We start from the raw sequence: 23,439 nt of genomic DNA, 5'->3' as shown, positions 1-23,439 counted from the left end.
ATGTTCAAATATATTGGCGACATCATTAAGGGTACTGGTACCCAGTTGCGCAGCCTGGTCATGGTCTTCGGCCATGGCTTTCGCAAGCGTGACACCCTGCAATACCCGGAAGAAGCGGTCTACCTGCCACCGCGTTACCGTGGCCGCATCGTTCTGACCCGCGACCCCGATGGCGAAGAGCGTTGCGTAGCCTGCAACCTGTGCGCCGTGGCTTGCCCGGTAGGTTGCATCTCGCTGCAGAAAGCTGAAACCGAAGACGGTCGCTGGTACCCGGACTTCTTCCGTATCAACTTCTCGCGCTGCATTTTCTGCGGTCTCTGCGAGGAAGCCTGTCCGACCACCGCAATCCAGTTGACTCCGGATTTCGAGATGGCCGAGTTCAAACGTCAGGACCTGGTGTACGAGAAAGAAGATCTTTTGATCTCCGGCCCCGGCAAAAACCCTGATTACAACTTCTATCGTGTTGCAGGTATGGCAATCGCTGGCAAGCCGAAAGGCGCCGCCCAGAACGAAGCCGAACCGATCAACGTGAAGAGCTTGCTGCCTTAAGGAAGAACGATGGAATTCGCTTTCTATTTCGCATCGGGTATCGCTGTTGTGGCCACGCTACGTGTGATCACCAACACCAACCCCGTGCACGCCCTGCTCTACCTGATCATCTCGTTGATCGCCGTGGCCATGACCTTCTTCGCACTCGGCGCGCCGTTCGCCGGTGTGCTGGAAGTGATCGCCTACGCCGGCGCCATCATGGTGCTGTTCGTGTTCGTGGTGATGATGCTGAACCTGGGGCCTGCCTCGGTTCAGCAAGAACGCGTGTGGCTCAAACCGGGCATCTGGATCGGCCCGGTCGTGCTCGCAGCGCTGCTGCTGGCTGAACTGCTGTATGTGCTGTTCAGCCATTCCAGTGGCGCCGCCATTGGTCAAACCACTGTGGACGCGAAAGCCGTGGGCATCAGCCTGTTCGGTCCGTACCTGCTGGTGGTCGAACTCGCCTCGATGTTGCTGCTCGCCGCAGCCGTCACGGCGTTCCATTTGGGCCGCAACGAGGCGAAGGAGTAATTCATGCCTGCTATCCCTCTCGAACATGGTCTGGCGGTTGCCGGCATCCTGTTCTGCCTCGGCCTCGTTGGCCTGATGGTTCGCCGTAACATTTTGTTCGTGTTGATGAGTCTGGAAGTGATGATGAACGCCTCTGCACTGGCCTTCATCGTTGCGGGCGCCCGTTGGGGCCAGCCGGATGGACAGATCATGTTCATCCTGGTGATCAGTCTGGCAGCCGCCGAGGCCAGTATTGGTCTGGCGATCCTGCTGCAACTGTATCGCCGCTTCCACACGCTCGATATCGACGCTGCCAGTGAGATGCGCGGATGAACCTACTCTTTCTGACTTTCGTATTCCCTCTGATCGGGTTCCTGCTGCTGTCGTTTTCTCGCGGCCGCTTCTCGGAAAACCTCTCGGCGCTGATCGGTGTCGGCTCCATCGGCTTGTCTGCCATCGTCGCGGCTTACGTGATCTGGCAATTCAACGTCGCGCCACCGGAAGGTGGCGCCTATGTCCAGGTGCTGTGGCGCTGGATGTCGGTGGAAGGCTTCCAGCCTGACTTCGCGCTGTACCTGGATGGTCTGGCTGTGACCATGCTCGGTGTGGTCGTCGGTGTCGGCTTCCTGATCCACATGTTCGCCTCCTGGTACATGCGCGGTGAAGCCGGTTACTCGCGCTTCTTCGCCTACACCAACCTGTTTATCGCGAGCATGCTGTTCCTGATCCTCGGCGATAACCTGCTGTTCATCTACTTCGGTTGGGAAGGCGTAGGCCTGTGCTCGTACCTGTTGATCGGTTTCTACTACAGCAACCGCAACAACGGTAACGCCGCACTCAAAGCCTTCATCGTGACCCGTATCGGCGACGTGTTCATGGCCATCGGCCTGTTCATCCTGTTCCAGCAACTGGGCACGCTGAACGTCCAGGAACTGCTGGTGAAGGCGCCTCAGCACTTCCAGGCAGGCGATTTCTGGATCGTTCTGGCAACCCTGATGCTGCTGGGCGGCGCGGTCGGTAAATCGGCACAACTGCCGCTGCAAACCTGGCTCGCGGACGCGATGGCCGGCCCTACCCCGGTTTCGGCACTGATCCACGCCGCAACCATGGTTACTGCCGGTGTCTACCTGATCGCCCGCACCCACGGTCTGTTCGCCCTGGCGCCGGACATCCTGCACCTGGTCGGCATCGTTGGTGGTGTGACGCTGGTGCTGGCAGGTTTCGCCGCTCTGGTACAAACCGACATCAAACGTATCCTCGCCTACTCGACCATGAGCCAGATCGGCTACATGTTCCTGGCGCTGGGTGTTGGTGCATGGGATGGCGCGATTTTCCACCTGATGACCCACGCCTTCTTCAAGGCCCTGTTGTTCCTTGCTTCCGGTGCGGTGATCGTTGCCTGCCACCACGAGCAGAACATCTTCAAGATGGGCGGTCTGTGGAAAAAACTGCCACTGGCCTACGCCAGCTTCATCGTCGGCGGCGCGGCACTGTCTGCCCTGCCACTGGTCACCGCAGGCTTCTACTCCAAGGACGAAATCCTCTGGGAAGCGTTCGCCAGCGGCAACCACGGTCTGCTCTACGCAGGTCTGGTCGGTGCGTTCATGACTTCGCTGTACACCTTCCGCCTGATCTTCATCGCGTTCCACGGTGAAGCCAAGACCGAAGCCCACGCAGGTCACGGCATCACTCACTGGCTGCCACTGTCGGTGCTGATCGTGCTGTCGACCTTCGTCGGCGCGATGATCGTTCCACCGCTGCACGGCGTACTGCCAGAAAGCGTTGGGCATGCCGGCGGCGAAGCCAAGCACAGTCTGGAAATCGCTTCGGGCGCCATCGCCCTGGCCGGTATCCTGCTGGCCGCGCTGCTGTTCCTCGGCAAGCGTCGCTTCGTGACTGCCATCGCCAACAGCGGCATCGGCCGTTTCCTTTCGGCCTGGTGGTTCGCTGCCTGGGGCTTCGACTGGATCTACGACAAACTGTTCGTCAAGCCGTACCTAGCGATCAGCCACATGCTGCGCAAAGACCCGCTCGACCAGACCATCGGTCTGATCCCGCGTATGGCCAAGGGTGGTCACACTGCCCTGAGCCGCACCGAGACCGGTCAACTGCGTTGGTACGCTGCTTCGATGGCTGCTGGTGCCGTGCTGGTAATTGGCGCCATCGTGCTGGTAGCGGTCTGATATGAACCTTGCGAATTTGCGAAAGGAAACGAGCCCGTCATGATTCTGCCTTGGCTAATCCTGATCCCCTTCATCGGCGGCCTGCTGTGCTGGATGGGTGAGCGCTTCGGCGCTACCCTCCCCCGCTGGATTGCGCTGTTGACCATGACCCTGGAACTCGCTCTCGGCCTCTGGCTGTGGGCCCACGGTGACTATTCATTTGCTCCGGCGCCTGGCGCCGATCCGACCTGGGCGCTTGAGTTCAAGCATGTCTGGATCCAGCGCTTCGGCATCAACGTGCACCTGGCCCTCGACGGCCTGTCGCTGTTGATGATCCTGCTGACCGGTCTGCTGGGTATCCTCTCGGTACTCTGCTCGTGGAAAGAGATTCAACGTCACGTTGGCTTCTTCCACCTGAACCTGATGTGGATTCTGGGCGGCGTTGTCGGCGTGTTCCTCGCCCTCGACCTGTTCATGTTCTTCTTCTTCTGGGAAATGATGCTGGTGCCGATGTATTTCCTCATCGCGCTCTGGGGTCACAGTTCTTCGGACGGCAAGAAAACCCGGATCTACGCAGCGACCAAGTTCTTCATCTTCACTCAGGCTTCCGGCCTGATCATGCTGGTGGCGATCCTCGGTCTGGTGCTGGTCAACTTCAACAACACTGGCGTGATTACCTTCAACTACGCCGACCTGTTGAAAACCAAGATGTCGATGACCACCGAGTACATTCTGATGCTCGGCTTCTTCATCGCCTTCGCGGTCAAGCTGCCAGTGGTTCCGTTCCACTCCTGGCTGCCTGATGCTCACGCCCAGGCGCCGACTGCGGGTTCCGTCGACCTCGCCGGTATCTTGCTGAAAACCGCAGCTTACGGTCTGCTGCGTTTCGCCCTGCCGCTGTTCCCGAATGCTTCGGCCGAATTTGCGCCGATCGCCATGACCCTCGGTCTGATCGGGATCTTCTACGGCGCGTTCCTGGCGTTCGCACAAACCGACATCAAGCGTCTGATCGCCTTCTCGTCCGTTTCCCACATGGGCTTCGTACTGATCGGCATCTACTCCGGCAGCCAACTGGCCCTGCAAGGTGCAGTGATCCAGATGCTGGCGCACGGTGTATCGGCAGCGGCACTGTTTATCCTCAGCGGTCAGTTGTACGAGCGTCTGCACACTCGTGACATGCGTGAGATGGGCGGTCTGTGGTCGCGCATCGCTTACCTGCCGGCGATCAGCCTGTTCTTCGCGGCCGCTTCGCTGGGCTTGCCGGGTACCGGTAACTTCGTTGGCGAGTTCCTGATCCTGATCGGCAGCTTCGCTGCTTCTCCATGGATCACCGCGATTGCCACTTCCGGTCTGGTGTTCGGCTCGGTCTACTCGCTGATCATGATCCACCGCGCTTACTTCGGTCCGTCCAAATCGGATTCGGTCCTGCACGGCATGGACGCTCGCGAACTGATCATGGTGCTGGGCCTTGCGGTACTGCTGATTTACCTCGGCGTGTACCCGCAACCGTTCCTCGACACTTCTGCCGCCACGATGCATGGCGTACAGCAGTGGCTCGGCACCGCCTTCACTCAACTCGCTTCGGCCCGGTAAGAGCGCTATGGAATTCACGATTCAACACTTTATTGCGCTTGCGCCACTGTTGATCACCAGCCTCACCATTATCGTGGTGATGCTGGCAATCGCCTGGCGCCGCAACCACTCGCAGACCTTCCTGATTTCGGTGGCGGGTCTGAACCTGGCCTTGCTGTCGATCCTGCCAGCCCTGAAAGTCGCGCCTCTGGCCGTGACTCCATTGCTGCAGATCGACTCCTTTGCCTGCCTGTACATGGCGCTGATCCTGGTCGCCACCCTTGCTTGCGTCACCCTCGCCCACGCCTATCTGGGCGATGGCGGTTCGGGTTACCCGGGCAACCGTGAAGAACTGTACCTGCTGATCCTGATGGCCGCCGCCGGTGGTCTGGTTCTGGTCAGCGCGCAGCACCTGGCCGGGTTGTTCATCGGTCTGGAACTGCTCTCGGTACCGGTCTACGGTCTGGTGGCTTACGCCTTCTTCAACAAGCGTTCGCTGGAAGCCGGCATCAAGTACATGGTGCTGTCGGCAGCCGGTTCCGCGTTCCTGTTGTTCGGTATGGCGCTGCTTTACGCCGACTCCGGCAGCCTGAGCTTCACCGGTATCGGTCAAGCCCTGGCGGCCACCGGCCTGCCAAGCTCGCTGGCGCAGATGGGCCTGGGCATGATGCTGATCGGTCTGGCATTCAAGCTGTCGCTGGTACCGTTCCACCTGTGGACGCCGGACGTTTACGAAGGTGCTCCGGCGCCGGTTGCAGCGTTCCTCGCCACCGCTTCGAAGGTTGCCGTGTTCGCGGTGATGGTGCGGCTGTTCCAGATCTCCCCTGCCGCAAGCAGTGGCGTATTGAGCGACGTGCTGACCGTGATCGCCATCGCGTCGATCCTGTTCGGTAACCTGCTGGCCCTGACCCAGAGCAACCTCAAGCGTCTGCTCGGTTACTCGTCCATCGCGCACTTCGGCTACCTGCTGATCGCACTGGTGGCGAGCAAGGGTCTGGCAGTCGAAGCCATCGGCGTTTACCTGGTCACCTACGTGATCACCAGCCTTGGCGCGTTCGGCGTGATCACTCTGATGTCCTCGCCGTACAACGGCCGTGACGCAGACGCGCTGTACGAGTACCGCGGCCTGTTCTGGCGCCGTCCGTACCTGACCGCTGTGCTGACCGTGATGATGCTGTCGCTGGCCGGTATCCCGCTGACCGCTGGCTTCATCGGCAAGTTCTACATCATCGCTACCGGTGTCGAATCGCACCAATGGTGGCTGGTAGGTTCGCTGGTACTGGGCAGCGCCATCGGCGTCTTCTACTACCTGCGCGTGATGGTCACCCTCTACCTGATCGAACCAAACCTGCGTCGCCACGACGCCCAATTACACTGGGAACAGAAAGCCGGCGGCGTGATGCTGCTGGCCATCGCCCTGGTTGCGTTCTTCCTGGGTGTTTACCCGCAGCCATTGCTGACACTGGTTCAGCAGGCGGGTCTGGCGGGCTGATTGCTCGACTGGCTACAAACGGAAACGGCACCTTCGGGTGCCGTTTTTTGTTATGCGGAAATCATGTAGCAACAAATAACCTGTGGCGAGGGAGCTTGCTCCCGCCGGGACGCTAAGCGGCCCCGCTTCTTAGCTAAACAGCGGGGCCTGCTACGCAGTCCAGCGGGAGCAAGCTCCCTCGCCACAATGTCAGTGTCGCCACAGATTCTTCACCATAGGCACGCACGCCAGTTGCAGACCTGAAGGTGACTGGTAAATCGCGCTCGCCTCCCCGATGTAACCGCAGCTCCGATAGAAGTCGGCGGCATTCAAAGTTGCGTCCAGACACACCTCGGTCAAACCAAGCTCCCGCGCCAGATCTTCGAGAAAGCACAAAACACGCTGGCCCAGACCACGCTGCATGAAATCCGGAAGAATGAAGATCGCGCCGATTTCACGGTGCTCAAGATCGAGCATCCCGGTCGCTACTGGCTCGCCCTCGATGCAGCCCAGATAGAAATGCTTTTGCATGAGCGTGTCGTAGCCGTCTTTAGCCGAACCCTTGGTCCAATCGAGCATCTGCTGCTGACTGTAGGCGCCAATGCATTGATACCGAATGGCTGACCGTCGGATCTCGAACGCACTCTGCGCGTCGCTGGCGGTGGCTCTTGTGATTTCGAACATTTCTCTCTCCATGAGCCATGTGCGGACAGGAACGAAAAAGCCTCAACCATATCTGGCGGGGCTTTGGATAACACGTCATTTACGAGACATGCATCACCTTATGGCCCATCGGAAGCGGTCATAGAGGGGTACATCACGATCATTCGACGTAGGACACTCATGATCCAATAGTTATGTGAATTGTTCCGACACGTCAATTACGCAGTTTCTTCTCTGCTGAATCGAATTACACCTACCTCACTCGCCGATCTGTCCTACAGGTACTTTTTACGACCTGGGTCTACCGTTGGGACAGGGACGAAAAGGATGGCTTGGAGGCCTTGACCGATTCGGTTATCGAGACAACACTATACGCAGGTGACGTACAGAACATGGACGCTCTATTTATCGAATTACCTGCATTTCAGAGACACCGTGCGGATTATCTGGACGACGATTTATTTCGAAGCTTTCAGCTAGAGATGCTGAAAAACCCTGAAGCGGGTGACCTAATAGAGGGAACGGGCGGACTTCGCAAAATTCGCTTTAACGATCACCGACGTCACAAAGGTAAACGTGGAGGCTTGCGGGTTATTTATTACTGGTGGTCGGGCTTCGATCAGTTTTGGCTCTTCACAGTTTTCAGCAAAAATGAACAAGACGATCTGTCCGCTGCCCAGAAAAAGCTATTCAGACAAGTGCTCGCTAGAGAACTAAACATGAGAACCCAAATATGAAACGTGACATTTTTTCTGAATTGATGGAGGGTCTGGACGCCTTGGCCGACGAGCGCCAAGGCAAGATCACGCTCCGCACCCACAAAGTCCAGTTACCAAAGCTGGTGCCTATCACCGCCGAGGAGGTTGTAGCGATCCGCCAACAACTGAATCTCTCCCGATCGGTTTTCGCCATGTATCTGCGAACAAATACCCGAACCCTCGAGAACTGGGAGCAGGGACGCGCCAAACCCAATGCTCAAGCAACAACACTGATTCGGCTCGTACAACGTTTTCCACAAACCATCGAACAACTCGCAGCCTTGAGCTGAACCGACTTGGCACAAACCACCCACATGACGAAATTGTAATTCCCCCATCACCTTGGCGTTATCCGCAGCTTGCAACGATGTGACCCGGCGACCAATGCCGGCGGGCCTTTGCCCGTCGAACAATAAAACCCACGCCGAAGCATGTTCCCGTTCTGCCGAACCCAAGGAGTGATTGATGCTTAACAATTCTAAAATGTCGATGGCCGCTTTAGCGGTGGTGGTCGGCTCCGGGCCGTCCATGGTGTTGGCGGAGGACAAACCTGAGGGTTTTGTCGAAGGCAGCAGCCTGACGGTGCTTAACCGTAACTTCTACTTCAATCGTGATCATCGCAACGGCCAGTCCAGCCCGACCGGCAACGGTTATTCCGAGGCTTGGGCGCATGCGGTCATCAGCAAGTTCGAATCCGGGTTTACCCAAGGCACCGTCGGGGTCGGTGTTGATGCGTTTGCGATGATCGGCCTGAAGCTCGACACCGGTGACGGGCGCAATGGTGGCCGTAGTTCGTTTGACCTGCTGCCGGTCAACAGTGACGGCCAGGCGCGGGACGAATACACCAAGGTCGGTGGCGCCGCCAAAGTGCGGGCGTTTGATACGGTGATCAAGGTCGGCGACGTGTTCCCGGCCAACCCGGTGGTGGCGGCTGGTGACTCGCGATTGCTGCCCGAGAGCTTTCGCGGTGTGACGGCGACCAACACCAGCATCGACGGCTTGTCGGTTCAGGGCGGGCGCTTGCATGCGATGAGCCAACCGGTGTCCAGCGACATGCGCGAGAACTTCGCCACGTTCTACGCCGGCCCGGTCAATTCGCCGTGGATCGCTTACGGTGGTGGCGATTATGCGCTGAACAAAAACCTCAGCTTCAGCCTCTACTCCAGCCGCCTCAAGGATGCCTGGAATCAGTATTACGTCGGCACTGCGTGGACATATCCGCTGTCGGATGACCTCTCGCTGTTCGGTGGCCTGAACTACTACAAGGCCGTCGATGAGGGCAAACAACTGCTCGGCGAGTTCGACAACAACATCTGGAGCAGTCGCGTCGGCGTGAAACTCGGCGCCCATTCCGTAGCCCTGTCGCACCAACGCAACAACGGCAATGACGACTTCGATTACCTGCGTCAGTCCGACTCGATCTTCCTCGACAACTCGATCCAGTACAGCGACTTCAACTCGCCAAAAGAACGTTCCTGGATGGTGCGCTACGACCTCGACATGACCACTTACGGCGTACCAGGCCTGTCGTTCATGACCCGTTATGCGCGCGGCACCGACGCCGATTACACCAACGCCAACGCCGTTTACATGCGCCGCGATGCCGAGGGCAATCCGCTGACCGACCAGAAGCGCTGGGAGCGTGATGTCGAAGTCAAATACGTGGTGCAAAGCGGTTCGCTGAAAGACATGTCGCTACGTCTGCGTCAGGCCACGACTCGCGCCACGGCATTCGAGTCGGATCTGGATGAAGTGCGGGTGATTGTCGAATACCCGCTGGCGATTCTCTGAGTTTCACGAGCAATGCAAATTCACCTTTAGAAGCTCCTTGCTCCTTTGGTAAGAGGTGAATCTTTTTGGCGTCCTTCGGGGCGCCTTTTTTTCGTGTCCAAAATTTACCATCGTGTTCTTGACCAACCCGCAGGCCACCTGCCATCGTCGCGGGCGCGAATTAATAATAATAACGAGGGACCGATGAGTAACCGCAAAAATCTGGAAATCGAGTACTTGCGAGGGGCTGCTGTGGCCATGACCCTCTTGAGTCACCTGAAGATGTTGCTGCCCTTCCATGTCGACACGTTTCTAAGAATCTTCTCGATTTTCATGCCCTGGACCGGGGTCGATCTGTTTTTTTGCATCTCCGGTTACGTGGTCAGCAAAGCCTATCTGGACTACTTCGACAAACATCGCGAACAAGGCCAGTTTGGCTTGGCCGCCGTGTCTTTCTGGCTGCGTCGCGCCTATCGTTTGTTGCCGACCGCCTGGCTTTGGATACTGATCCCACTGGTGTTTTCCATCGTTTTCAACCAGTCCAACGCCTTCGGTTCGTGGTTCGACAATGTGCGCAGCTTCACCGCCGTAGCGACTTTCAGCGGCAACCTGGCGAACCAATACAACTCGCTGCTTGGCCCGAGCCCGCAATACTGGAGCCTGGCGCTTGAAGAGCAGTTCTACTTTATCTTCCCGTTTTTCCTGCTGTTCATCACCGCTCCGCGCTGGCGCGTGATTGCCTTGATCGCGCTGATTGCGTTGCAGTTCGGCCTGGACCGAAACCCGTTCGGCAACCCGACAAGCAGCATGCTCACGTCTTTCCGGCTGGATGCGATGTTGTGGGGGATTCTTCTCTGCCTGTTCACCCGCACCCGCCTCTATCAACAAATAGAACCTAGCGGACTCGGCCAAGGCGTACTCAAACGCCTGCTCTGCACATTGTTCCTGCTCTACATGCTCGGCGCGATTGCCATCCAGCTGATTGCGATGCCGATTGCCGTCGGCATGGTCGCCATCGTCTCGGTGATCATCGTCTGGCTGGCGAGTTACCAGAAGAATTACATCTACTGCCCCAACTTCTTGCGCGGCTTCATGCAATGGCTCGGCTCAAGGTCTTACGCGCTATACGTCATCCACGTTTTCACCAATCACCTGAGCACCGAAATCTGGACCCGTGTCGCCGCCAGCCAGGGCGTGCCGCTGGATAGCAGCTTTACCGTTGAGTTGCTGGTGACGTCGATCGGGATATTGCTGGTGTTGAGCGAACTGAACTATCGCTTTATCGAAACACCACTGCGCAAACGCGGCGCAGAGATTGCCCAGCGCAAGTTGAGGAACGAAGCGCAGCCCGTTTCGGCCGTTGTGAACGCCGAGCAAGTGTCCGTCAAGTAGAGCCGCTGTAGCGGCTCTTCCCTTGAGGAGCCGCTTAATCGCAAAGGTAAATCGGATTTGCCCTACGCCTAAACCGGAATCTCCCGGCATTAAAACCCGAGGCCACTCGCCAAAGTCCCCCGTTTGCAAAACGGGACACGGACGTGAGCAAACTCATCCCCAAAAGCGAACACCATCACCAGCCCGGCCAGGTTCTCGACACCTATCAAGCCGTTGAAGAGTTCAGACAGGCACTGAATTACCCCGGTGATCTACCGGGTTTTGATGACCTGCTGAACGCTATCGGTGCCAACCGCGCCAACTACATGCAGAGCGCTCATCAGCGAAAACTGCTTGAGGCCGTCACGAGTGGTGACTGGGTCATCGTGAAGCCGCGTGTCAAAGCGGATAACGGCGGCGCGTCATGGAATGCCTTCAAACCCAAACCCGAACCACCACCAGCGCAGCATCTGGTGGAAGAACACGCCTTCACCCTGCCCCAACCAGCGGAATCGGGTTTTCATATCGTCCAGAAACCCATAAGCCTCGATGCGCTGGAGCGCTCGCTGTACGAAATCACCCCCAGCGATGTGCTACGCCGTGAATTTCGTTCGCTCAATCGACACTTGGGTGAACAGGTAAAACCGGGGCAAATGGTGATCTTCAGTGATTCACGCAACTACATGTGCCGCCGCGAAGAGGCACAGATGATGGTTGCAGCGGAAAAAGTGGATGAAGCACTGAAGGATCTGACGGATGAAGAAGCATCGTTCATGGTTGAGCATCATGAGGTGATTGAGCCGTTTTTGGGGGTGTCTTCCGGAGCACTGGGTGTGGCTTCTTTCATGGTGGGTCAGCATATGGAAACGCTTAAAGACACTCTTAAAGAGTTGGAACGATTACACACAGAGCAATACCGCCAGCACGGGAACCTGAACTCACCGGAGTTTTATGCTAAACGCAAACGGTTGATGACAAAACTGGACGCAAGTTTGGGCCCTTTGGTGCGCAAAACGGCGGGGATTGCGGATCACCCAAAACTCAAACGGGCACTAGGCTTGTCTACACGAAGAGTCGTGCACAACTGGAACAAGGCTGGCGCACCGACTCAGTTGCCGGGTTACGCGACAAATATTGACGGTGTAGCGCGAGCTTCAAAATATATGAAGGCCGGTGGCTATATCGCAATAGGACTAGGCGCAAGCTCTGCGGCGACGAAAATCTACGAAGCGTGTCGCAGCGGGCGCGAGGAAGAGTGCCGTCGAGCAAAGTTTATGGAAGGCTCGAAACTATCAGGAAATGTTCTAGGCGGACTAGTCGCGGGCAAACTGGCGCCAACCATTGCTCCGATGACATGTGCAGCCATAGGTGTGGGAACAGCTGGGGCAGGAGGAATCGCCTGCATGCTAGTTGTAAGCGGCTTGCTCGCTTCGCAGATGGGGGATGGCGGCAGCTTGGCAGGTGAGTTTATCGGTGAAAATTTGTACCAGGCGGCCCCGTAATGACCTTCGACCAACTCATCGCTTTGTCCGGAGTACCACTATTCGTGTTGTTTTTTTTGAATTACGCCTTTTCAGTCTACATAGCGACTCACAAACTGGAAGAAATTCAAAGTCACCTTGCCAGCTCTCGCCTCGTCGCATCACATCGAGGCGACAACAACACTCCAATAATATTCAAGGTGCGAAACCTCGAAGTTGCTTACGCACTATTAACTTTCAGATTCGTTCGCAACATGGACCCAAGCGCGATAAACGAGGTAGAAAATTTCCCAAGAACACTCCGCCCTTGGGTCGTCATTCCAGGTCACATCAATGCAATTTGTATCGTGTGGGGCTTCGTAATTCTGGTGTGGATCAACGTTAAGGATTTTTTGTGAATACAGCTCCTATAGAGCACCTCTACCTTGCCTCATGGGCAGTCGTACTCTTTCTTCTTTTCCTCAGCGAAGCAATCGCGTTGTTTGCGGCCTATTTTCGGCTGGATCAGATGGAGGCGCATTTCATTGCCTCTTATCTTGTGAGCGTAAACCGGAGCGTACTGGGAAATGGCCCGCAGGGAAGAATGAAAAGAGTCAGGCAGATAGGCGCGCTGACCAGTCGTTTTTCACCGATCCATATGTTCAACCCGCAAGCAGTCAAGGAGGCAGAGACTTTTCCGGAGCATTTGAAAAAATGGGCTTGCACCCCAGGCCGCCTCTTCCGGTTCGCTTTGACTGGTGCCGGTTTACTCATGCTCTGGCTGGGTATCGAGTGGTTATGCAGGACACTTTCCAAACCGGTGAGTGACATGAAACTGCTTTGCATCTCTGTGTTAATCGCTTGCCTCATGCTGGCCTTGATTGCGGTACTCGCGAAGATATGGACAAGCTATTTCAAATTAGCGGAGATGGAAGCGGCGTTAAAAAGTTCGTATTTCGTCGCTCGTAATCGTCGGGTGATGGGGCACAACGTTTACGGCCGCTATTGTCGCCTGTCGCACATTTCGGCCATGCTTTTGCTGGACAATGATTTTCTGACGACCGTTGATCCCGCTGTAGTGGATGAGCTTGCTTGCTTTCCATTATCCCTGCAACGCCTGGTCCTCATTCCTGCCCGGATGCTCGCCTATTCATTCCTTGGTTATTGCGTGGTTTATCTAAGCGGAAAATTCTTCGGGGTGTTTGCGTGACAACGGCAAACAGCTTCAGCGACGATTCAATAAAAACGCGGCCCTTCTAGCGCCGCGTTTTTTTGTGCCTGCCCGACCTCATCGATTAGCCAGCGGGCTCGACGTTATCCAGCGCCTTGTTCACCGCCAACTCTCCCAGCATCACCACCTGCGCGATACCGAGCAGCGTCTTGCGGTGCGTGCCTTCCAGCAGCGCGGCGAAGTCGCCGAGCATGACGGTGGCCGAGGCCAGGGATTCGCAGGCGTTGACCAGCAGGGTTCCGGTGTCGGCCTTGGGATTGACGTAGTAGAGGTCGTTTGGCGTGTAAGGCGTGGCCATGACCTGGGCGGCGGGGTTGAGGTAGAAATCGAGTGCGCGTTCGGCGGCTTCGTGGAGCTTTTTGGTGTCGATGGACGCGTAAGGGGATGTTGGGTCGGTATCGACTTCAGCAGTTGCTTCGGGTGGGTTGGGCGTTGGTTTAATCATGGTGTTTTACTCTAAAGAGTCATGGTTAAAGCTGACCCATCCGGTTCCAATCGAAGAGGTGGCAGCTGTACGCAGGTTGGAACCCGGGCCACCAAGAAACCCGACAGACTCGAAGTCTCCTGCGCACAGCCGCCATAACGAATTGCACACCATGAAGGTGCGCAGCATACGTCATGAAAGCCAGATATGCGCCTTGGGGGGTTCCGGGGTTCCAAACCCGATCGCTGAATTGGCAGCGACCCACACAGGCTAGAGACCCGACGTCCGACGGACAACCTGAAAACATTGTGGGAAGGTTCCGCAATTCCTAAACAACCCTTAAACATCCCGAATTGAAATACGAACTGTTGGAGCTGCCGAAGGCTGCGATCTTTTGACTTTGGCTTGTTAAAAAACCAGATCAAAAGATCGCAGCCTTCGGCAGCTCCTACAGTGGGTTGCGGGGCCTCAGCCACCGCTGTTGCGGCAGACGCCCGCCACGCTGTATTTCAGGGTATTGAGCTGTCCGTTCGAATCTTCGTAGGTCATGGCCGTAGGGACGACCGCACAGGCTGCCTGCGGCTTCACCACGCTGACTATTTTCACCACATCCAGCTTCATGCCGTATTCATAGTCCTTCACCACTGGCGCCGCTTTGCCTTTTTCGGCCGCGTATTGCTCCATGGCTTTGGCGTTGGCGCTGAATGCGCGCTCGAAGGTGCGGTCGCCGCCGCCTTCGGCCAGCGCATTCAGGGAGACGACCATGGCACCGGTGAACGCGAGAAGTCTGAAAATATTCATCTGCATGTCCTCACAGGTCTTTGGTTTTTTCGTCTTTCTTTTCGTTGACGACCACTGGGTTGGTGGCGGCTTTTTCCTTGGCGACGAACAGCTCCACGGAGCGGTCGTTGTTGGTCATCATCCGCTCGAAAGTGCGGTCGCCGCCGCCCTCGGCCATGACCAGGGAAGACATCACCAGAGCTGCGGCAAAAGCGCCGATTTGTGCAAGTTTCATGTTTGATTCCTCGTTTAAGTAGCTGACGGGATCAAGGTAACAAGCCGAACCTTTCGTGACGGTGGCGTGGAAATTACATATCCGTTATCTAGCGAAACAGACCTGCGCTCAGCATTTTTTCCGGCAGAAGAAATACCCTGTGGCGAGGGGATTTATCCCCGTTGGGTCGCGCAGCGGCCCCAGCTTTTCATCCGAAAAAACAGGGGACTGCTGCGCAGTCCAACGGGGATAAATCCCCTCGCCACAGAGGCTCCTCACCACTGATGAGTAAGGAGCCTGAAAGCAGATTACTGGGTGGGGATCGGGTCCTCGTCGCGGCGGTGGGCAAGTTGGTAGAGGGCCGGCAAGATCAGCAGTGTGAGGATGGTTGACGACAGGATTCCGCCGATCACCACCGTCGCCAATGGCCGTTGCACTTCCGCGCCTGTACCGGTCGCGAGGGCCATGGGGATGAAGCCCAGCGATGCCACCAGTGCCGTCATCAACACCGGGCGTAACCGTGTCAGCGCACCTTCGTTGATCGCATCCGACAGCGAGCGTCCCTCCTCCCGCAGATTGCGGATAAACGCGATCATCACCAGGCCGTTGAGCACCGCCACACCCGACAACGCGATAAACCCGACACCCGCCGAAATCGACAACGGAATATCGCGCAGCCACAGCGCCATGACCCCGCCAGTCAACGCAAACGGAATCCCGGTAAATACCAGCAGACCATCCTTGAGGTTGTTGAACATCATGAACAGCAACCCGAACACCAGCAGCAACGCCACCGGCACCACAATCTGCAAGCGCTTGGCCGCTGATTGCAACTGCTCGAACTGCCCGCCCCAACTGGTCCAGTAACCGGCCGGCACCTGCACGTCGCGCTCGATCATTTCACCCGCCTCGCTGACGAACGAACCGATATCGCGACCGCGCACGTTGGCACTGACGATCACCAGACGCTTGCCGTTTTCGCGGCTGACCTGATTCGGCCCGAGCACCAGATCGAGGCTGGCGACGTCTTTCAAGGCAATGAATCCGATCTGTCCCGCGTCGCCATTAACCGGCGCCGGCACTGGAATCAGCAGTGCCGACAAGCCGTCGATGTCCTTGCGCATGGCATCGGACAAACGCACGACCATGTCGAAACGTCGATCACCTTCGTACAACGTTCCGGCCTGACGCCCACCTACAGCGACGGCAATGGTGTCCTGCACATCACCGACGTTAAGTCCATAACGCGCAGCCTTGTCTCGGTCAATATTGATGGTCAGCACCGGCAGCCCGGTGGTTTGCTCGACCTTCACTTCCGAGGCGCCGTTGACCTTCTGCATCGCCGCAGCAATCTTCGCAGCGGTGGCGTTGAGCACGTCCATGTCATCGCCAAACACCTTGACCGCGACATCGCTGCGCACGCCGGAGATCAGTTCGTTGAAGCGCAACTGGATCGGCTGCGACAGTTCATAGTTGCTGCCCGGCAGCAACGCGGCGGCGGCTTGCAGTTCGGCCATCAGGGTTTCGCGAGACTTGCCCGGGTCTGGCCATTGATCCTTGGGCTTGAGCATTACGTAGCTGTCGGAGATGTTCGGCGGCATCGGGTCGGAAGCAATTTCGGCAGTACCGGTACGGGCGAACACGCGCTCGACTTCCGGGACCTTGGCGAGAATCAACGTCTCCAGTCGCTGCTGCATGTCCACCGATTGCGTCAGACTGGTGCCCGGCACGCGCAGGGCTTGCAGGGCGAAATCGCCCTCACTGAGACTTGGCACAAACTCGCTGCCCATACGACTGGTGACCACGCCGCTGAGCACAATCACACCCAGCGCAGCGCCCACGGCAACCGTCTTGTGCGACATAACCCAGGCCAGCGCAGGTGCATAGATGCGACGTGCGCCACGCATGACGACGCCCTCTTCTTCCTTGACCTTGCCAGTCACAAACAGCGCAATCGCCGCAGGTACAAAGGTCACGGAAAGCAACATCGCACCCAGCAACGCGATGACTACGGTGAACGCCATCGGGTGGAACATTTTCCCTTCAACGCCACTCAGCGCGAAGATCGGCAGGTACACGACCATGATGATCAACTGGCCGAAAATCAGCGGTCGCCGCGCCTCTTTCGCCGCCGCAAACACTTCCTTGAAACGCTCGGCCCGCGTCAGCAACCGCCCGTGATGCTGCTGCGCATGAGCCAGCCTGCGCAGGGTGTTTTCGACGATCACCACCGCGCCATCGACAATGATGCCGAAGTCGAGCGCACCGAGGCTCATCAGGTTGGCGCTGACCTTGTTGCTGAACATGCCGGTGAAGGTGAACAGCATCGACAGCGGAATCACCATCGCGGTAATCAACGCCGCACGGATGTTGCCGAGGAACAGAAACAGAATCGCGATCACCAGAATCGCGCCTTCCACCAGGTTCTTTTTCACCGTGGCGATGGCTTTGTCGACCAGGTGCGTGCGGTCGTAAACCGGCACCGCGATCACACCTTGCGGCAGGGATTTGTTGATCTGTTCAAGCTTGCTGGCGACGGCTTGCGAGACGGTGCGGCTGTTCTCGCCGATCAGCATGAACACCGTGCCGAGCACCACTTCACGACCGTTTTCGGTGGCCGCACCGCTGCGCAGTTCGCGGCCGATTTCCACGGTGGCGACGTTCTTCACCCGGATCGGCGTACCGTCGACATTGGCCATAACGATGTTGGCAATGTCCTCGGTGGTTGCCACTTGGCCCGGCGCGCGGATCAGCAATTGCTCACCGCTGCGCTCGATGTAACCGGCGCCGACGTTGGCGTTGTTGCGCTCAAGCGCGGTGATCAGATCGGTGAGGGTCAGCTTGTACGCCGCCAGCCGTTTCGGGTCCGGCGCAATCTGATATTCCTTGGCGAAACCGCCGATGGTGTTGATCTCGGCGACACCCGGCACGTTGCGCAGTTGCGGCTTGATGATCCAGTCCTGAATCACCCGCAGATCGGTCGGCGTGTAGGGTGTGCCGTCATCTTTGAGTGCGCCCTCCTTGGTCTCCACGGTCCACAGGAAAATCTCGCCGAGGCCGGTGGAAATCGGCCCCATGACCGCTTCGGCACCTTCGGGCAATTGCTCTTTGGCGATCTGTAACCGCTCGTTGACCAGTTGGCGAGCAAAGAACAGATCGGTGCCGTCCTTGAAGATCACCGTGACTTGCGACAGGCCCGAACGCGACAGCGAACGGGTCTGCTCCAGCGCCGGTAAACCGGCCATCGCGGTTTCAATCGGGAAGGTGATGCGCTGCTCGGTTTCCAGCGGCGAAAACCCGGCCGCGCCGGTGTTGATTTGTACCTGGACGTTGGTGATGTCGGGCACGGCGTCGATCGGCAGTTTTTGGTAACTGGCGATGCCGAGGCCGGCCATGAGCAAAACGGCGAGCAGCACGATGATGCGCTGCTCGATGGCAAACTGGATCAGGCGTTCGAACATGGGAGTCTTCTCGTCGAAAGTGGCGAATCAGTGGGAATGCTCGGCCGAGGCCTTGCCTAACTCCGACTTGAGGACGAAGCTGCCGGCGCTGGCGACTTGCACGCCCGCTTCCAGCCCTTGGGTGATTTCCACCTGCCCTGCCGCGCGACTGCCCAACTCCACCGCCTGCGCCTTGAAGCCGTCATCGGTGCGCACGAATACCGTGGGTTTGTCCTCGACGGTCTGGATCGCGGTTTCCGGTACGGCGACTTTCGCCTGACGACTGTCGGTGGCGACCAGCGCGGTGACGAACAAGCCGGGGCGCCACGAACCTTGCGGGTTTTCCAGCGTCACGCGAACTGTTGCGGTGCGCGTTTGTTCGCCGAGCAAGCTGCCGACGTAAGCCACGCTGCCGGTGACTTCCGCGTTGAGTTCCGGGGCACTGACGGTGACCGGTTTGCCCACTTGCACCTTGGTCAGATCCTTGGGTGAAACGCCGAACGTCACCCACACCCGCGACAAATCCGAAAGCGTGAACGCTGCCGTGGTTTCGTCGACCACCTCTCCTGGTGTCAGGTGTTTTTCCACCACCACGCCGTCGAACGGTGCGCGCAGTTCGTAGCGATTGCCGCCGGTGGCGACCACGCTGCCGCTGAGTACGCTGATCTTCTGTCGGGCGTTGGTCAGGGCGATTTCAGCTTCTTCCAAAGCCTGACGCGCCTGAAGGAAATCCTGTTCGGCGGAGATCTTGTCCTGCCACAGTTTTTTCTCGCGCTCGTAGGTGGTCCGCGCCAGAGTCAGGCGCCGTTGCGCGGCAGCCTGTTCACTGCGCTGATCGGAGATCTGCTGACTGGCGATCACTGCCAGCAACTGGCCTTTCTTCACTGTCTGCCCAAGGTTGACCGACACCGACTCGACCACCCCCGGTACGCGCGGCACTACGTGGGCAGTGCGGTCTTCGTCGAAGCGCACTTCACCGGGAAACGGCAAACCGAGGCTGATATTTTGCGCCCGCGCTTCGGCCAGTTGAATGCCGGCGGCGGTGATCTGCTCGGCACTCAATTCGATGTGCCCTTCTTCGTCGTGTTCACCTTCGCTGGCGCTGCTCTCTTCCGCGTGATCGGCATGCTCGGAGGCTTCATCCGCGTGCGCTTCTGTCGATGAATTGCCGCTCCACATCGAACCGATACCGATGCCCAACGCCAGTGTCGCCGCAGCGACTACAACCAGTTTTTTGTCCATGGAAACTCCTCTGCGCCGTGCCATCGCGCAGTGATCAAAATGATGAAATTCAGAGAGTGCCGGCGAGGTCGCCGAAAATCCGTTCGATACGTACACGAGCGTCGGTCGCCTCGCTGACGGCCTGGATGTATTGGCTGCGAGCGGCGATCAGCGTGCGCTGAGCGTCGAGCACATCAAGGAAGGCAAATTTGCCCATTTCGAAACCGCGTGTGGCGCTGTCCACCGCACTTTGCGCGGCGGGCAGGATGGTCTGATCGAGCGCCTGGACTTCGCCGTTGGCGGTCTGCCATTGCTCAAGACTGGTCTGGATTTCCGTGCGCAAGCGCAACTCGGTGGCGTTGCGCAGATCACGCGCCTGATCGCTGCGACGTGCGGCCGCGAGCACGTTGCCCTGATTGCGGTTGAACAACGGAATCGGCATCGACAACCCGACCACGTTGACCCGCTCGCGCTCGGTTTCGCTGTATTGGCTGCCGATGCTCACGGTCAGATCGGGAATCCGCTGCGACTTTTCCAGCCCCAACGACGCTTCGCGTTGATCGATCTGCAACTTGGCCAGACGCAGCTCGGCGGTCTCGTTCAAACGTTCAAGCAAACGCGTGGGTGGCGGCACGCTGGCAAGTTTTGGTGTGGCCGATTGCACCGTGGTCGAGGGCGGCAACGGCGCGCCCATGACCTGCGCCAATTGTTGCCAGGCGTTGGCCTGATCGCGCTCGGCGCGGCTCAGTTCCAGGCGCACTTCGGAGAGCTGCACCTGCGCTCGCGTGCCTTCGACCGGCGACGATTTACCGGCCTCGATCCGCCCCTTGGCCACACGCAATCCGTGCTCGGCCAGTTCCCTGGATTGGCGGGACAACTGCAAGCGTTGTTGCGCGGTCTGGGCATTGTTGAACGCTTGAATCACGTCGGCGCGCAAGGCATTGCGCTTGCGCTCCAGCTCGATCCCGGCGGCATCCTGCGCACGGCTGGCGACGGCAATCCGCGCGCCGCGCTTGCCGCCAAGTTCTATCGGCTGGCTAAGCATCACCGTGGTGGTACGCGAGTTGCGTCGGGTGTCTTCAGCCTCCCACGACACTTCGGGGTTGGGGATCAGGCCAGCCTGTTTGAGGTCGCCCTCGGCGATACCGATTTCCCATTGCGCGGCGGCAAATTCCGGGTTGCCGGCGAAGGCACTTTGCAGGGCTTGATCCAGCGTCAGGGTCGATGCGCTGGCAAGACTGCTACTGGCCAACAACAGGATGCCGCTGGCTGCTTTTTTCAGGCGTGATCGCGCCGTCAGTTGTATTAAACCGGGCAATGGGGGACTTCCTTTATTCAAGAATCTTTGATGCCGCCACGGTAGGGTTTTGAACTTATCGACAAGGTGACTGGAACATTACAAATCCGTTATCCACGGTTTGCCGAAGTTGTTTTGCTCTAGGATGCTGAGTGCCAACGGTATTGCCGCAATACATGGAAACAAATACACAGAAGTTATCTGCCGAACAGCACTTGCCGAAATCGAAGTCATGAGATTTTGAGATTTTTGCTGCGGCAGGCTGTCGCAGACGTCCGATTTAAAGGCCTCAATCGTTGACTCTGTAGCCACTTCAGCCTTTACCGTGCACGCCACTCAGTTATCGAACTCCGTCTGGAAGACCCTACAAAAACAACAACTTTCCCGGCCACCTTAATTAAATATCCATTAAATAAAAGTGGTGATAGATCATGCGAATCCTTGTCGTCGAGGACGAGCTTAAAGCTGCCGAATACTTGCATCAGGGTTTAACCGAAAGTGGTTATATCGTTGACCACGCGGCCACCGGTGCCGATGGTTTGCATCTGGCGCAACAACAAGCGTACGACCTGGTGATTCTCGATGTGAACCTGCCGGAACTCGACGGTTGGGGGGTACTGGAACAGCTGCGCCGAACCCATTCAACGCGGGTGATGATGCTTACCGCACGCGGGCGTCTGGCGGACAAGATTCACGGCCTCGATCTGGGCGCCGATGACTATCTGGTCAAGCCGTTCGAGTTCCCGGAATTGTTGGCGCGAGTGCGTACGCTGATGCGCCGCAGCGAAAACATTCCGGTGCCGCAGGTGCTGAAAGTCGCTGATCTGGAGCTTGATCCCGGCCGTCACCGCGCGTTCCGTGGCGAGCAGCGTATCGACCTGACCACCAAGGAATTCGCCCTGCTGCATCTGTTGATGCGCCAGTCCGGCGAGGTGTTGACCCGCACGCAGATTATCTCGCTGGTGTGGGACATGAATTTCGACTGCGACACCAACGTGGTCGAAGTATCGATCCGCCGCCTGCGGGCAAAAATCGACGACCCGTTCGACAACAAGTTGATCCATACCCTGCGCGGTGTCGGTTATGTGCTGGAGGCGCGGGAATGAAGCCGGCCAGTCTGTCGATGCGCCTCGGTTTGACGGTGAGTATTCTCGGCGCGCTGTTGGTGGTGTTTCTGGCGATCCTCGCGTATTTCGCCCTGACCCATGAGCTGAATGCGTTGTCCCGCGATAGCCTGGAAAAGAAGATGGCCCAGGTCGAGCACAGCCTGTCGCTGTACGTCGATGCCAATGAAGTCAGTGGCAAACCGCACATTCTGCTCGATCAGGTGATGGGCCATGACAACCTCACGCTGACGATTTATGCCCCGTCGAATCTGCGCTCGCCGCTGCTGAAATCCGGCTCGGGTCTGAGCGATCCACGGGTTGAACTGAAAGCCGTGCGGGCCGCCACCGATCAACTGAACTACTCGGAAAGCTTCGACGCGGATGACGCGAAATTCCTCACGCTGTCCAAACTGATCCGCCTCAAGGACGGCAGCAGCGTGCCGGTATTGCTGTCGATGGACAACGCTCACGATCAGGCCCTGCTCAGCGCCTATCTGCGCTCGACGCTGATTGCCTTGCCGCTGTTGCTGATGTTCATCGGCCTGACCGCTTGGGGCGCGGTGCAACGTGGGCTCGCGCCGTTACGCGAGTTTCGCAAAGTGGCGGCGATGGTCTCGACCCAGGACCTCGACCATCGGCTGTCAGTAGTGAACATGCCGCAGGAACTCAGCGAACTGGCGCGGGGCATCAACTTCATGCTGGATCGGCTGGATGCTGGTGTGCAGCAGCTTTCGCAGTTCTCCGATGATCTGGCCCATGAACTGCGTACACCGATCAACAACCTGATGGGCAAGGCGCAGGTGACCTTGTCCCGCGAGCGCACGACCGAGGAATATCAGGACGTTCTGGTGTCGTGTACCGAAGAGCTGGAGCGGGTGGCGCGGATTGTTTCGGACATGCTGTTTCTCGCGCAAGTCAGTCATCCGTCGGCACTGGCGCCGTTCGAGTCGGTTGCTCTGGAGGAAGAGGCGTCGAAGGTGGCCGAGATGTTTTCACTGTCGGCACAGGACAGGCAGATCCGTTTGAAGGTGCTGGGTAGCGCGCAGGTATTGGGTGATCGATTGATGATTCAACGGGCGATTTCGAATCTGTTGTCCAACGCGCTGCGCCACTGCCCGAGCGGGAAAACCGTGACGTTGTTGATCGAGCAAGGCGCGACTCAGGCGTCTTTGCTGGTGAGCAATCCCGGTGCGGGGATTGAAGCGCAGCATCTGCCGTATCTGTTTGACCGTTTCTACCGAGTGGACAGCAGCCGCTCACGCTCGCAGGGCAGCACCGGGTTGGGCCTGGCCATCGTCCGCTCGATCATGAGCCTGCATCAAGGCGTGACCGAGGTGAAAAGCCTGCCCGGCGCAATGACCGTATTCCGCCTGGGCTTTCCTGCGGCGACACCAACGGCCCCATCGCTGGCAAGCCAGCTCCCACAGTGATTTCGGGTGCGCACGGAATTTATAAACACCA

The 23,439-nt window shown here is 58.0% G+C and carries 22 protein-coding genes; 15 read left to right on the top strand and 7 right to left on the bottom strand.

Going from position 1 to position 23,439, the window contains the following annotated elements; genetic code table 11:
- The 6 genes from nuoI to nuoN are packed head-to-tail and all read left to right on the top strand — an operon-like array spanning position 1 to position 6,264.
- Positions 1-549, top strand: a complete 549-nt coding sequence (gene nuoI, locus ACTWLJ_RS17960; protein ID WP_129394527.1) for an NADH-quinone oxidoreductase subunit NuoI — start codon at positions 1-3, stop codon at positions 547-549.
- 9 nt (positions 550-558) lie between these two features.
- Positions 559-1,059: an NADH-quinone oxidoreductase subunit J gene (nuoJ, locus tag ACTWLJ_RS17955; RefSeq protein WP_401221539.1), complete on the top strand. Its 501-nt coding sequence runs from the start codon at positions 559-561 to the stop codon at positions 1,057-1,059.
- A gap of 3 nt (positions 1,060-1,062) precedes the next feature.
- Entirely contained in the window at positions 1,063-1,371 is a 309-nt protein-coding gene (gene nuoK, locus ACTWLJ_RS17950; protein ID WP_003223790.1) for an NADH-quinone oxidoreductase subunit NuoK, read from the top strand.
- The gene (gene nuoL / locus ACTWLJ_RS17945) at positions 1,368-3,221 is read left to right on the top strand and encodes an NADH-quinone oxidoreductase subunit L (RefSeq protein ID WP_445177804.1); all 1,854 of its coding nucleotides are present in this window, start codon (positions 1,368-1,370) and stop codon (positions 3,219-3,221) included. The genes nuoK and nuoL overlap by 4 nt, the downstream gene beginning before the upstream one ends.
- A gap of 39 nt (positions 3,222-3,260) precedes the next feature.
- Positions 3,261-4,793 (top strand): NADH-quinone oxidoreductase subunit M, encoded by a 1,533-nt coding sequence (nuoM, locus tag ACTWLJ_RS17940; protein WP_445177803.1) that lies wholly within the window; start codon positions 3,261-3,263, stop codon positions 4,791-4,793.
- Positions 4,794-4,800: 7 nt separating this feature from the next.
- Positions 4,801-6,264, top strand: coding sequence for an NADH-quinone oxidoreductase subunit NuoN (gene nuoN, locus ACTWLJ_RS17935; protein ID WP_445177802.1), 1,464 nt, complete (start codon positions 4,801-4,803; stop codon positions 6,262-6,264).
- Positions 6,265-6,453: 189 nt separating this feature from the next.
- On the opposite strand, the gene ACTWLJ_RS17930 is transcribed toward nuoN, so the two are convergent.
- Positions 6,454-6,927: a GNAT family N-acetyltransferase gene (locus ACTWLJ_RS17930; protein WP_445177801.1), complete on the bottom strand. Its 474-nt coding sequence runs from the start codon at positions 6,925-6,927 to the stop codon at positions 6,454-6,456.
- A gap of 371 nt (positions 6,928-7,298) precedes the next feature.
- Here ACTWLJ_RS17930 and ACTWLJ_RS17925 point away from each other — a divergent pair, with 371 nt between their 5' ends.
- The 7 genes from ACTWLJ_RS17925 (at position 7,299) to ACTWLJ_RS17895 (ending at position 13,475) form a co-directional block, all read left to right on the top strand.
- A complete protein-coding gene (locus ACTWLJ_RS17925) occupies positions 7,299-7,643 on the top strand; it encodes a toxin (RefSeq protein ID WP_401219043.1) in 345 nt (114 codons plus the stop codon).
- A complete protein-coding gene (locus tag ACTWLJ_RS17920; RefSeq protein ID WP_445177800.1) occupies positions 7,640-7,954 on the top strand; it encodes a helix-turn-helix domain-containing protein in 315 nt (104 codons plus the stop codon). Before ACTWLJ_RS17925 ends, ACTWLJ_RS17920 begins: the two co-directional genes overlap by 4 nt.
- Positions 7,955-8,129: 175 nt before the next feature.
- Entirely contained in the window at positions 8,130-9,455 is a 1,326-nt protein-coding gene (locus ACTWLJ_RS17915) for an OprD family porin (protein ID WP_445177799.1), read from the top strand.
- 183 nt (positions 9,456-9,638) lie between these two features.
- Entirely contained in the window at positions 9,639-10,826 is a 1,188-nt protein-coding gene (locus ACTWLJ_RS17910) for an acyltransferase family protein (protein ID WP_445177798.1), read from the top strand.
- 143 nt (positions 10,827-10,969) lie between these two features.
- Positions 10,970-12,307: a hypothetical protein gene (locus tag ACTWLJ_RS17905; protein WP_445177797.1), complete on the top strand. Its 1,338-nt coding sequence runs from the start codon at positions 10,970-10,972 to the stop codon at positions 12,305-12,307.
- Complete coding sequence (locus tag ACTWLJ_RS17900) at positions 12,307-12,684, top strand: hypothetical protein (RefSeq protein WP_445177796.1); 378 nt, start codon at positions 12,307-12,309, stop codon at positions 12,682-12,684. Before ACTWLJ_RS17905 ends, ACTWLJ_RS17900 begins: the two co-directional genes overlap by 1 nt.
- Positions 12,681-13,475 carry a hypothetical protein gene (locus ACTWLJ_RS17895; protein ID WP_445177795.1) on the top strand — a complete coding sequence of 265 codons (795 nt, stop codon included), beginning with the start codon at positions 12,681-12,683 and terminating at the stop codon, positions 13,473-13,475. Before ACTWLJ_RS17900 ends, ACTWLJ_RS17895 begins: the two co-directional genes overlap by 4 nt.
- An 85-nt stretch (positions 13,476-13,560) precedes the next feature.
- Here the strand turns inward: ACTWLJ_RS17895 and ACTWLJ_RS17890 are convergent, their stop codons facing one another.
- From ACTWLJ_RS17890 to ACTWLJ_RS17865, 6 genes are all read right to left on the bottom strand, one after another.
- Complete coding sequence (locus ACTWLJ_RS17890) at positions 13,561-13,941, bottom strand: DUF6124 family protein (protein WP_445177794.1); 381 nt, start codon at positions 13,939-13,941, stop codon at positions 13,561-13,563.
- 447 nt (positions 13,942-14,388) lie between these two features.
- Positions 14,389-14,721, bottom strand: coding sequence for a DUF2790 domain-containing protein (locus tag ACTWLJ_RS17885; RefSeq protein WP_445177793.1), 333 nt, complete (start codon positions 14,719-14,721; stop codon positions 14,389-14,391).
- Between the two features lie 10 nt (positions 14,722-14,731).
- On the bottom strand, positions 14,732-14,935 hold the full coding sequence (locus ACTWLJ_RS17880) for a co-regulatory protein PtrA N-terminal domain-containing protein (RefSeq protein ID WP_445177792.1): 204 nt from the start codon (positions 14,933-14,935) through the stop codon (positions 14,732-14,734).
- Positions 14,936-15,222: 287 nt separating this feature from the next.
- Complete coding sequence (locus tag ACTWLJ_RS17875; RefSeq protein WP_445177791.1) at positions 15,223-18,375, bottom strand: CusA/CzcA family heavy metal efflux RND transporter; 3,153 nt, start codon at positions 18,373-18,375, stop codon at positions 15,223-15,225.
- A gap of 27 nt (positions 18,376-18,402) precedes the next feature.
- The gene (locus ACTWLJ_RS17870) at positions 18,403-19,596 is read right to left on the bottom strand and encodes an efflux RND transporter periplasmic adaptor subunit (RefSeq protein WP_445177790.1); all 1,194 of its coding nucleotides are present in this window, start codon (positions 19,594-19,596) and stop codon (positions 18,403-18,405) included.
- Positions 19,597-19,645: 49 nt separating this feature from the next.
- A complete protein-coding gene (locus ACTWLJ_RS17865) occupies positions 19,646-20,893 on the bottom strand; it encodes a TolC family protein (protein WP_445177789.1) in 1,248 nt (415 codons plus the stop codon).
- Positions 20,894-21,303: 410 nt separating this feature from the next.
- Here ACTWLJ_RS17865 and ACTWLJ_RS17860 point away from each other — a divergent pair, with 410 nt between their 5' ends.
- A complete protein-coding gene (locus ACTWLJ_RS17860; protein WP_445177788.1) occupies positions 21,304-21,978 on the top strand; it encodes a heavy metal response regulator transcription factor in 675 nt (224 codons plus the stop codon).
- Positions 21,975-23,408, top strand: coding sequence for a heavy metal sensor histidine kinase (locus tag ACTWLJ_RS17855; RefSeq protein WP_445177787.1), 1,434 nt, complete (start codon positions 21,975-21,977; stop codon positions 23,406-23,408). Before ACTWLJ_RS17860 ends, ACTWLJ_RS17855 begins: the two co-directional genes overlap by 4 nt.
- Positions 23,409-23,439 lie beyond the last annotated feature (31 nt).

This window comes from Pseudomonas sp. McL0111 (genome assembly GCF_052567255.1).
This window is presented reverse-complemented; position numbering and strand designations above follow the sequence as displayed.

Excerpts from the sequence above, each read along its gene's own strand:
- nuoI (WP_129394527.1), top strand. The coding sequence starts at position 1 with ATGTTCAAATATATTGGCGACATCATTAAGGGTACTGGTACCCAGTTG.
- nuoJ (WP_401221539.1), top strand. The coding sequence starts at position 559 with ATGGAATTCGCTTTCTATTTCGCATCGGGTATCGCTGTTGTGGCCACG.
- nuoK (WP_003223790.1), top strand. The coding sequence starts at position 1,063 with ATGCCTGCTATCCCTCTCGAACATGGTCTGGCGGTTGCCGGCATCCTG.
- nuoL (WP_445177804.1), top strand. The coding sequence starts at position 1,368 with ATGAACCTACTCTTTCTGACTTTCGTATTCCCTCTGATCGGGTTCCTG.
- nuoM (WP_445177803.1), top strand. The coding sequence starts at position 3,261 with ATGATTCTGCCTTGGCTAATCCTGATCCCCTTCATCGGCGGCCTGCTG.
- nuoN (WP_445177802.1), top strand. The coding sequence starts at position 4,801 with ATGGAATTCACGATTCAACACTTTATTGCGCTTGCGCCACTGTTGATC.
- ACTWLJ_RS17930 (WP_445177801.1), bottom strand. The coding sequence starts at position 6,927 with ATGTTCGAAATCACAAGAGCCACCGCCAGCGACGCGCAGAGTGCGTTC.
- ACTWLJ_RS17925 (WP_401219043.1), top strand. The coding sequence starts at position 7,299 with ATGGACGCTCTATTTATCGAATTACCTGCATTTCAGAGACACCGTGCG.
- ACTWLJ_RS17920 (WP_445177800.1), top strand. The coding sequence starts at position 7,640 with ATGAAACGTGACATTTTTTCTGAATTGATGGAGGGTCTGGACGCCTTG.
- ACTWLJ_RS17915 (WP_445177799.1), top strand. The coding sequence starts at position 8,130 with ATGCTTAACAATTCTAAAATGTCGATGGCCGCTTTAGCGGTGGTGGTC.
- ACTWLJ_RS17910 (WP_445177798.1), top strand. The coding sequence starts at position 9,639 with ATGAGTAACCGCAAAAATCTGGAAATCGAGTACTTGCGAGGGGCTGCT.
- ACTWLJ_RS17900 (WP_445177796.1), top strand. The coding sequence starts at position 12,307 with ATGACCTTCGACCAACTCATCGCTTTGTCCGGAGTACCACTATTCGTG.
- ACTWLJ_RS17890 (WP_445177794.1), bottom strand. The coding sequence starts at position 13,941 with ATGATTAAACCAACGCCCAACCCACCCGAAGCAACTGCTGAAGTCGAT.
- ACTWLJ_RS17885 (WP_445177793.1), bottom strand. The coding sequence starts at position 14,721 with ATGAATATTTTCAGACTTCTCGCGTTCACCGGTGCCATGGTCGTCTCC.
- ACTWLJ_RS17880 (WP_445177792.1), bottom strand. The coding sequence starts at position 14,935 with ATGAAACTTGCACAAATCGGCGCTTTTGCCGCAGCTCTGGTGATGTCT.
- ACTWLJ_RS17875 (WP_445177791.1), bottom strand. The coding sequence starts at position 18,375 with ATGTTCGAACGCCTGATCCAGTTTGCCATCGAGCAGCGCATCATCGTG.
- ACTWLJ_RS17870 (WP_445177790.1), bottom strand. The coding sequence starts at position 19,596 with ATGGACAAAAAACTGGTTGTAGTCGCTGCGGCGACACTGGCGTTGGGC.
- ACTWLJ_RS17860 (WP_445177788.1), top strand. The coding sequence starts at position 21,304 with ATGCGAATCCTTGTCGTCGAGGACGAGCTTAAAGCTGCCGAATACTTG.
- ACTWLJ_RS17855 (WP_445177787.1), top strand. The coding sequence starts at position 21,975 with ATGAAGCCGGCCAGTCTGTCGATGCGCCTCGGTTTGACGGTGAGTATT.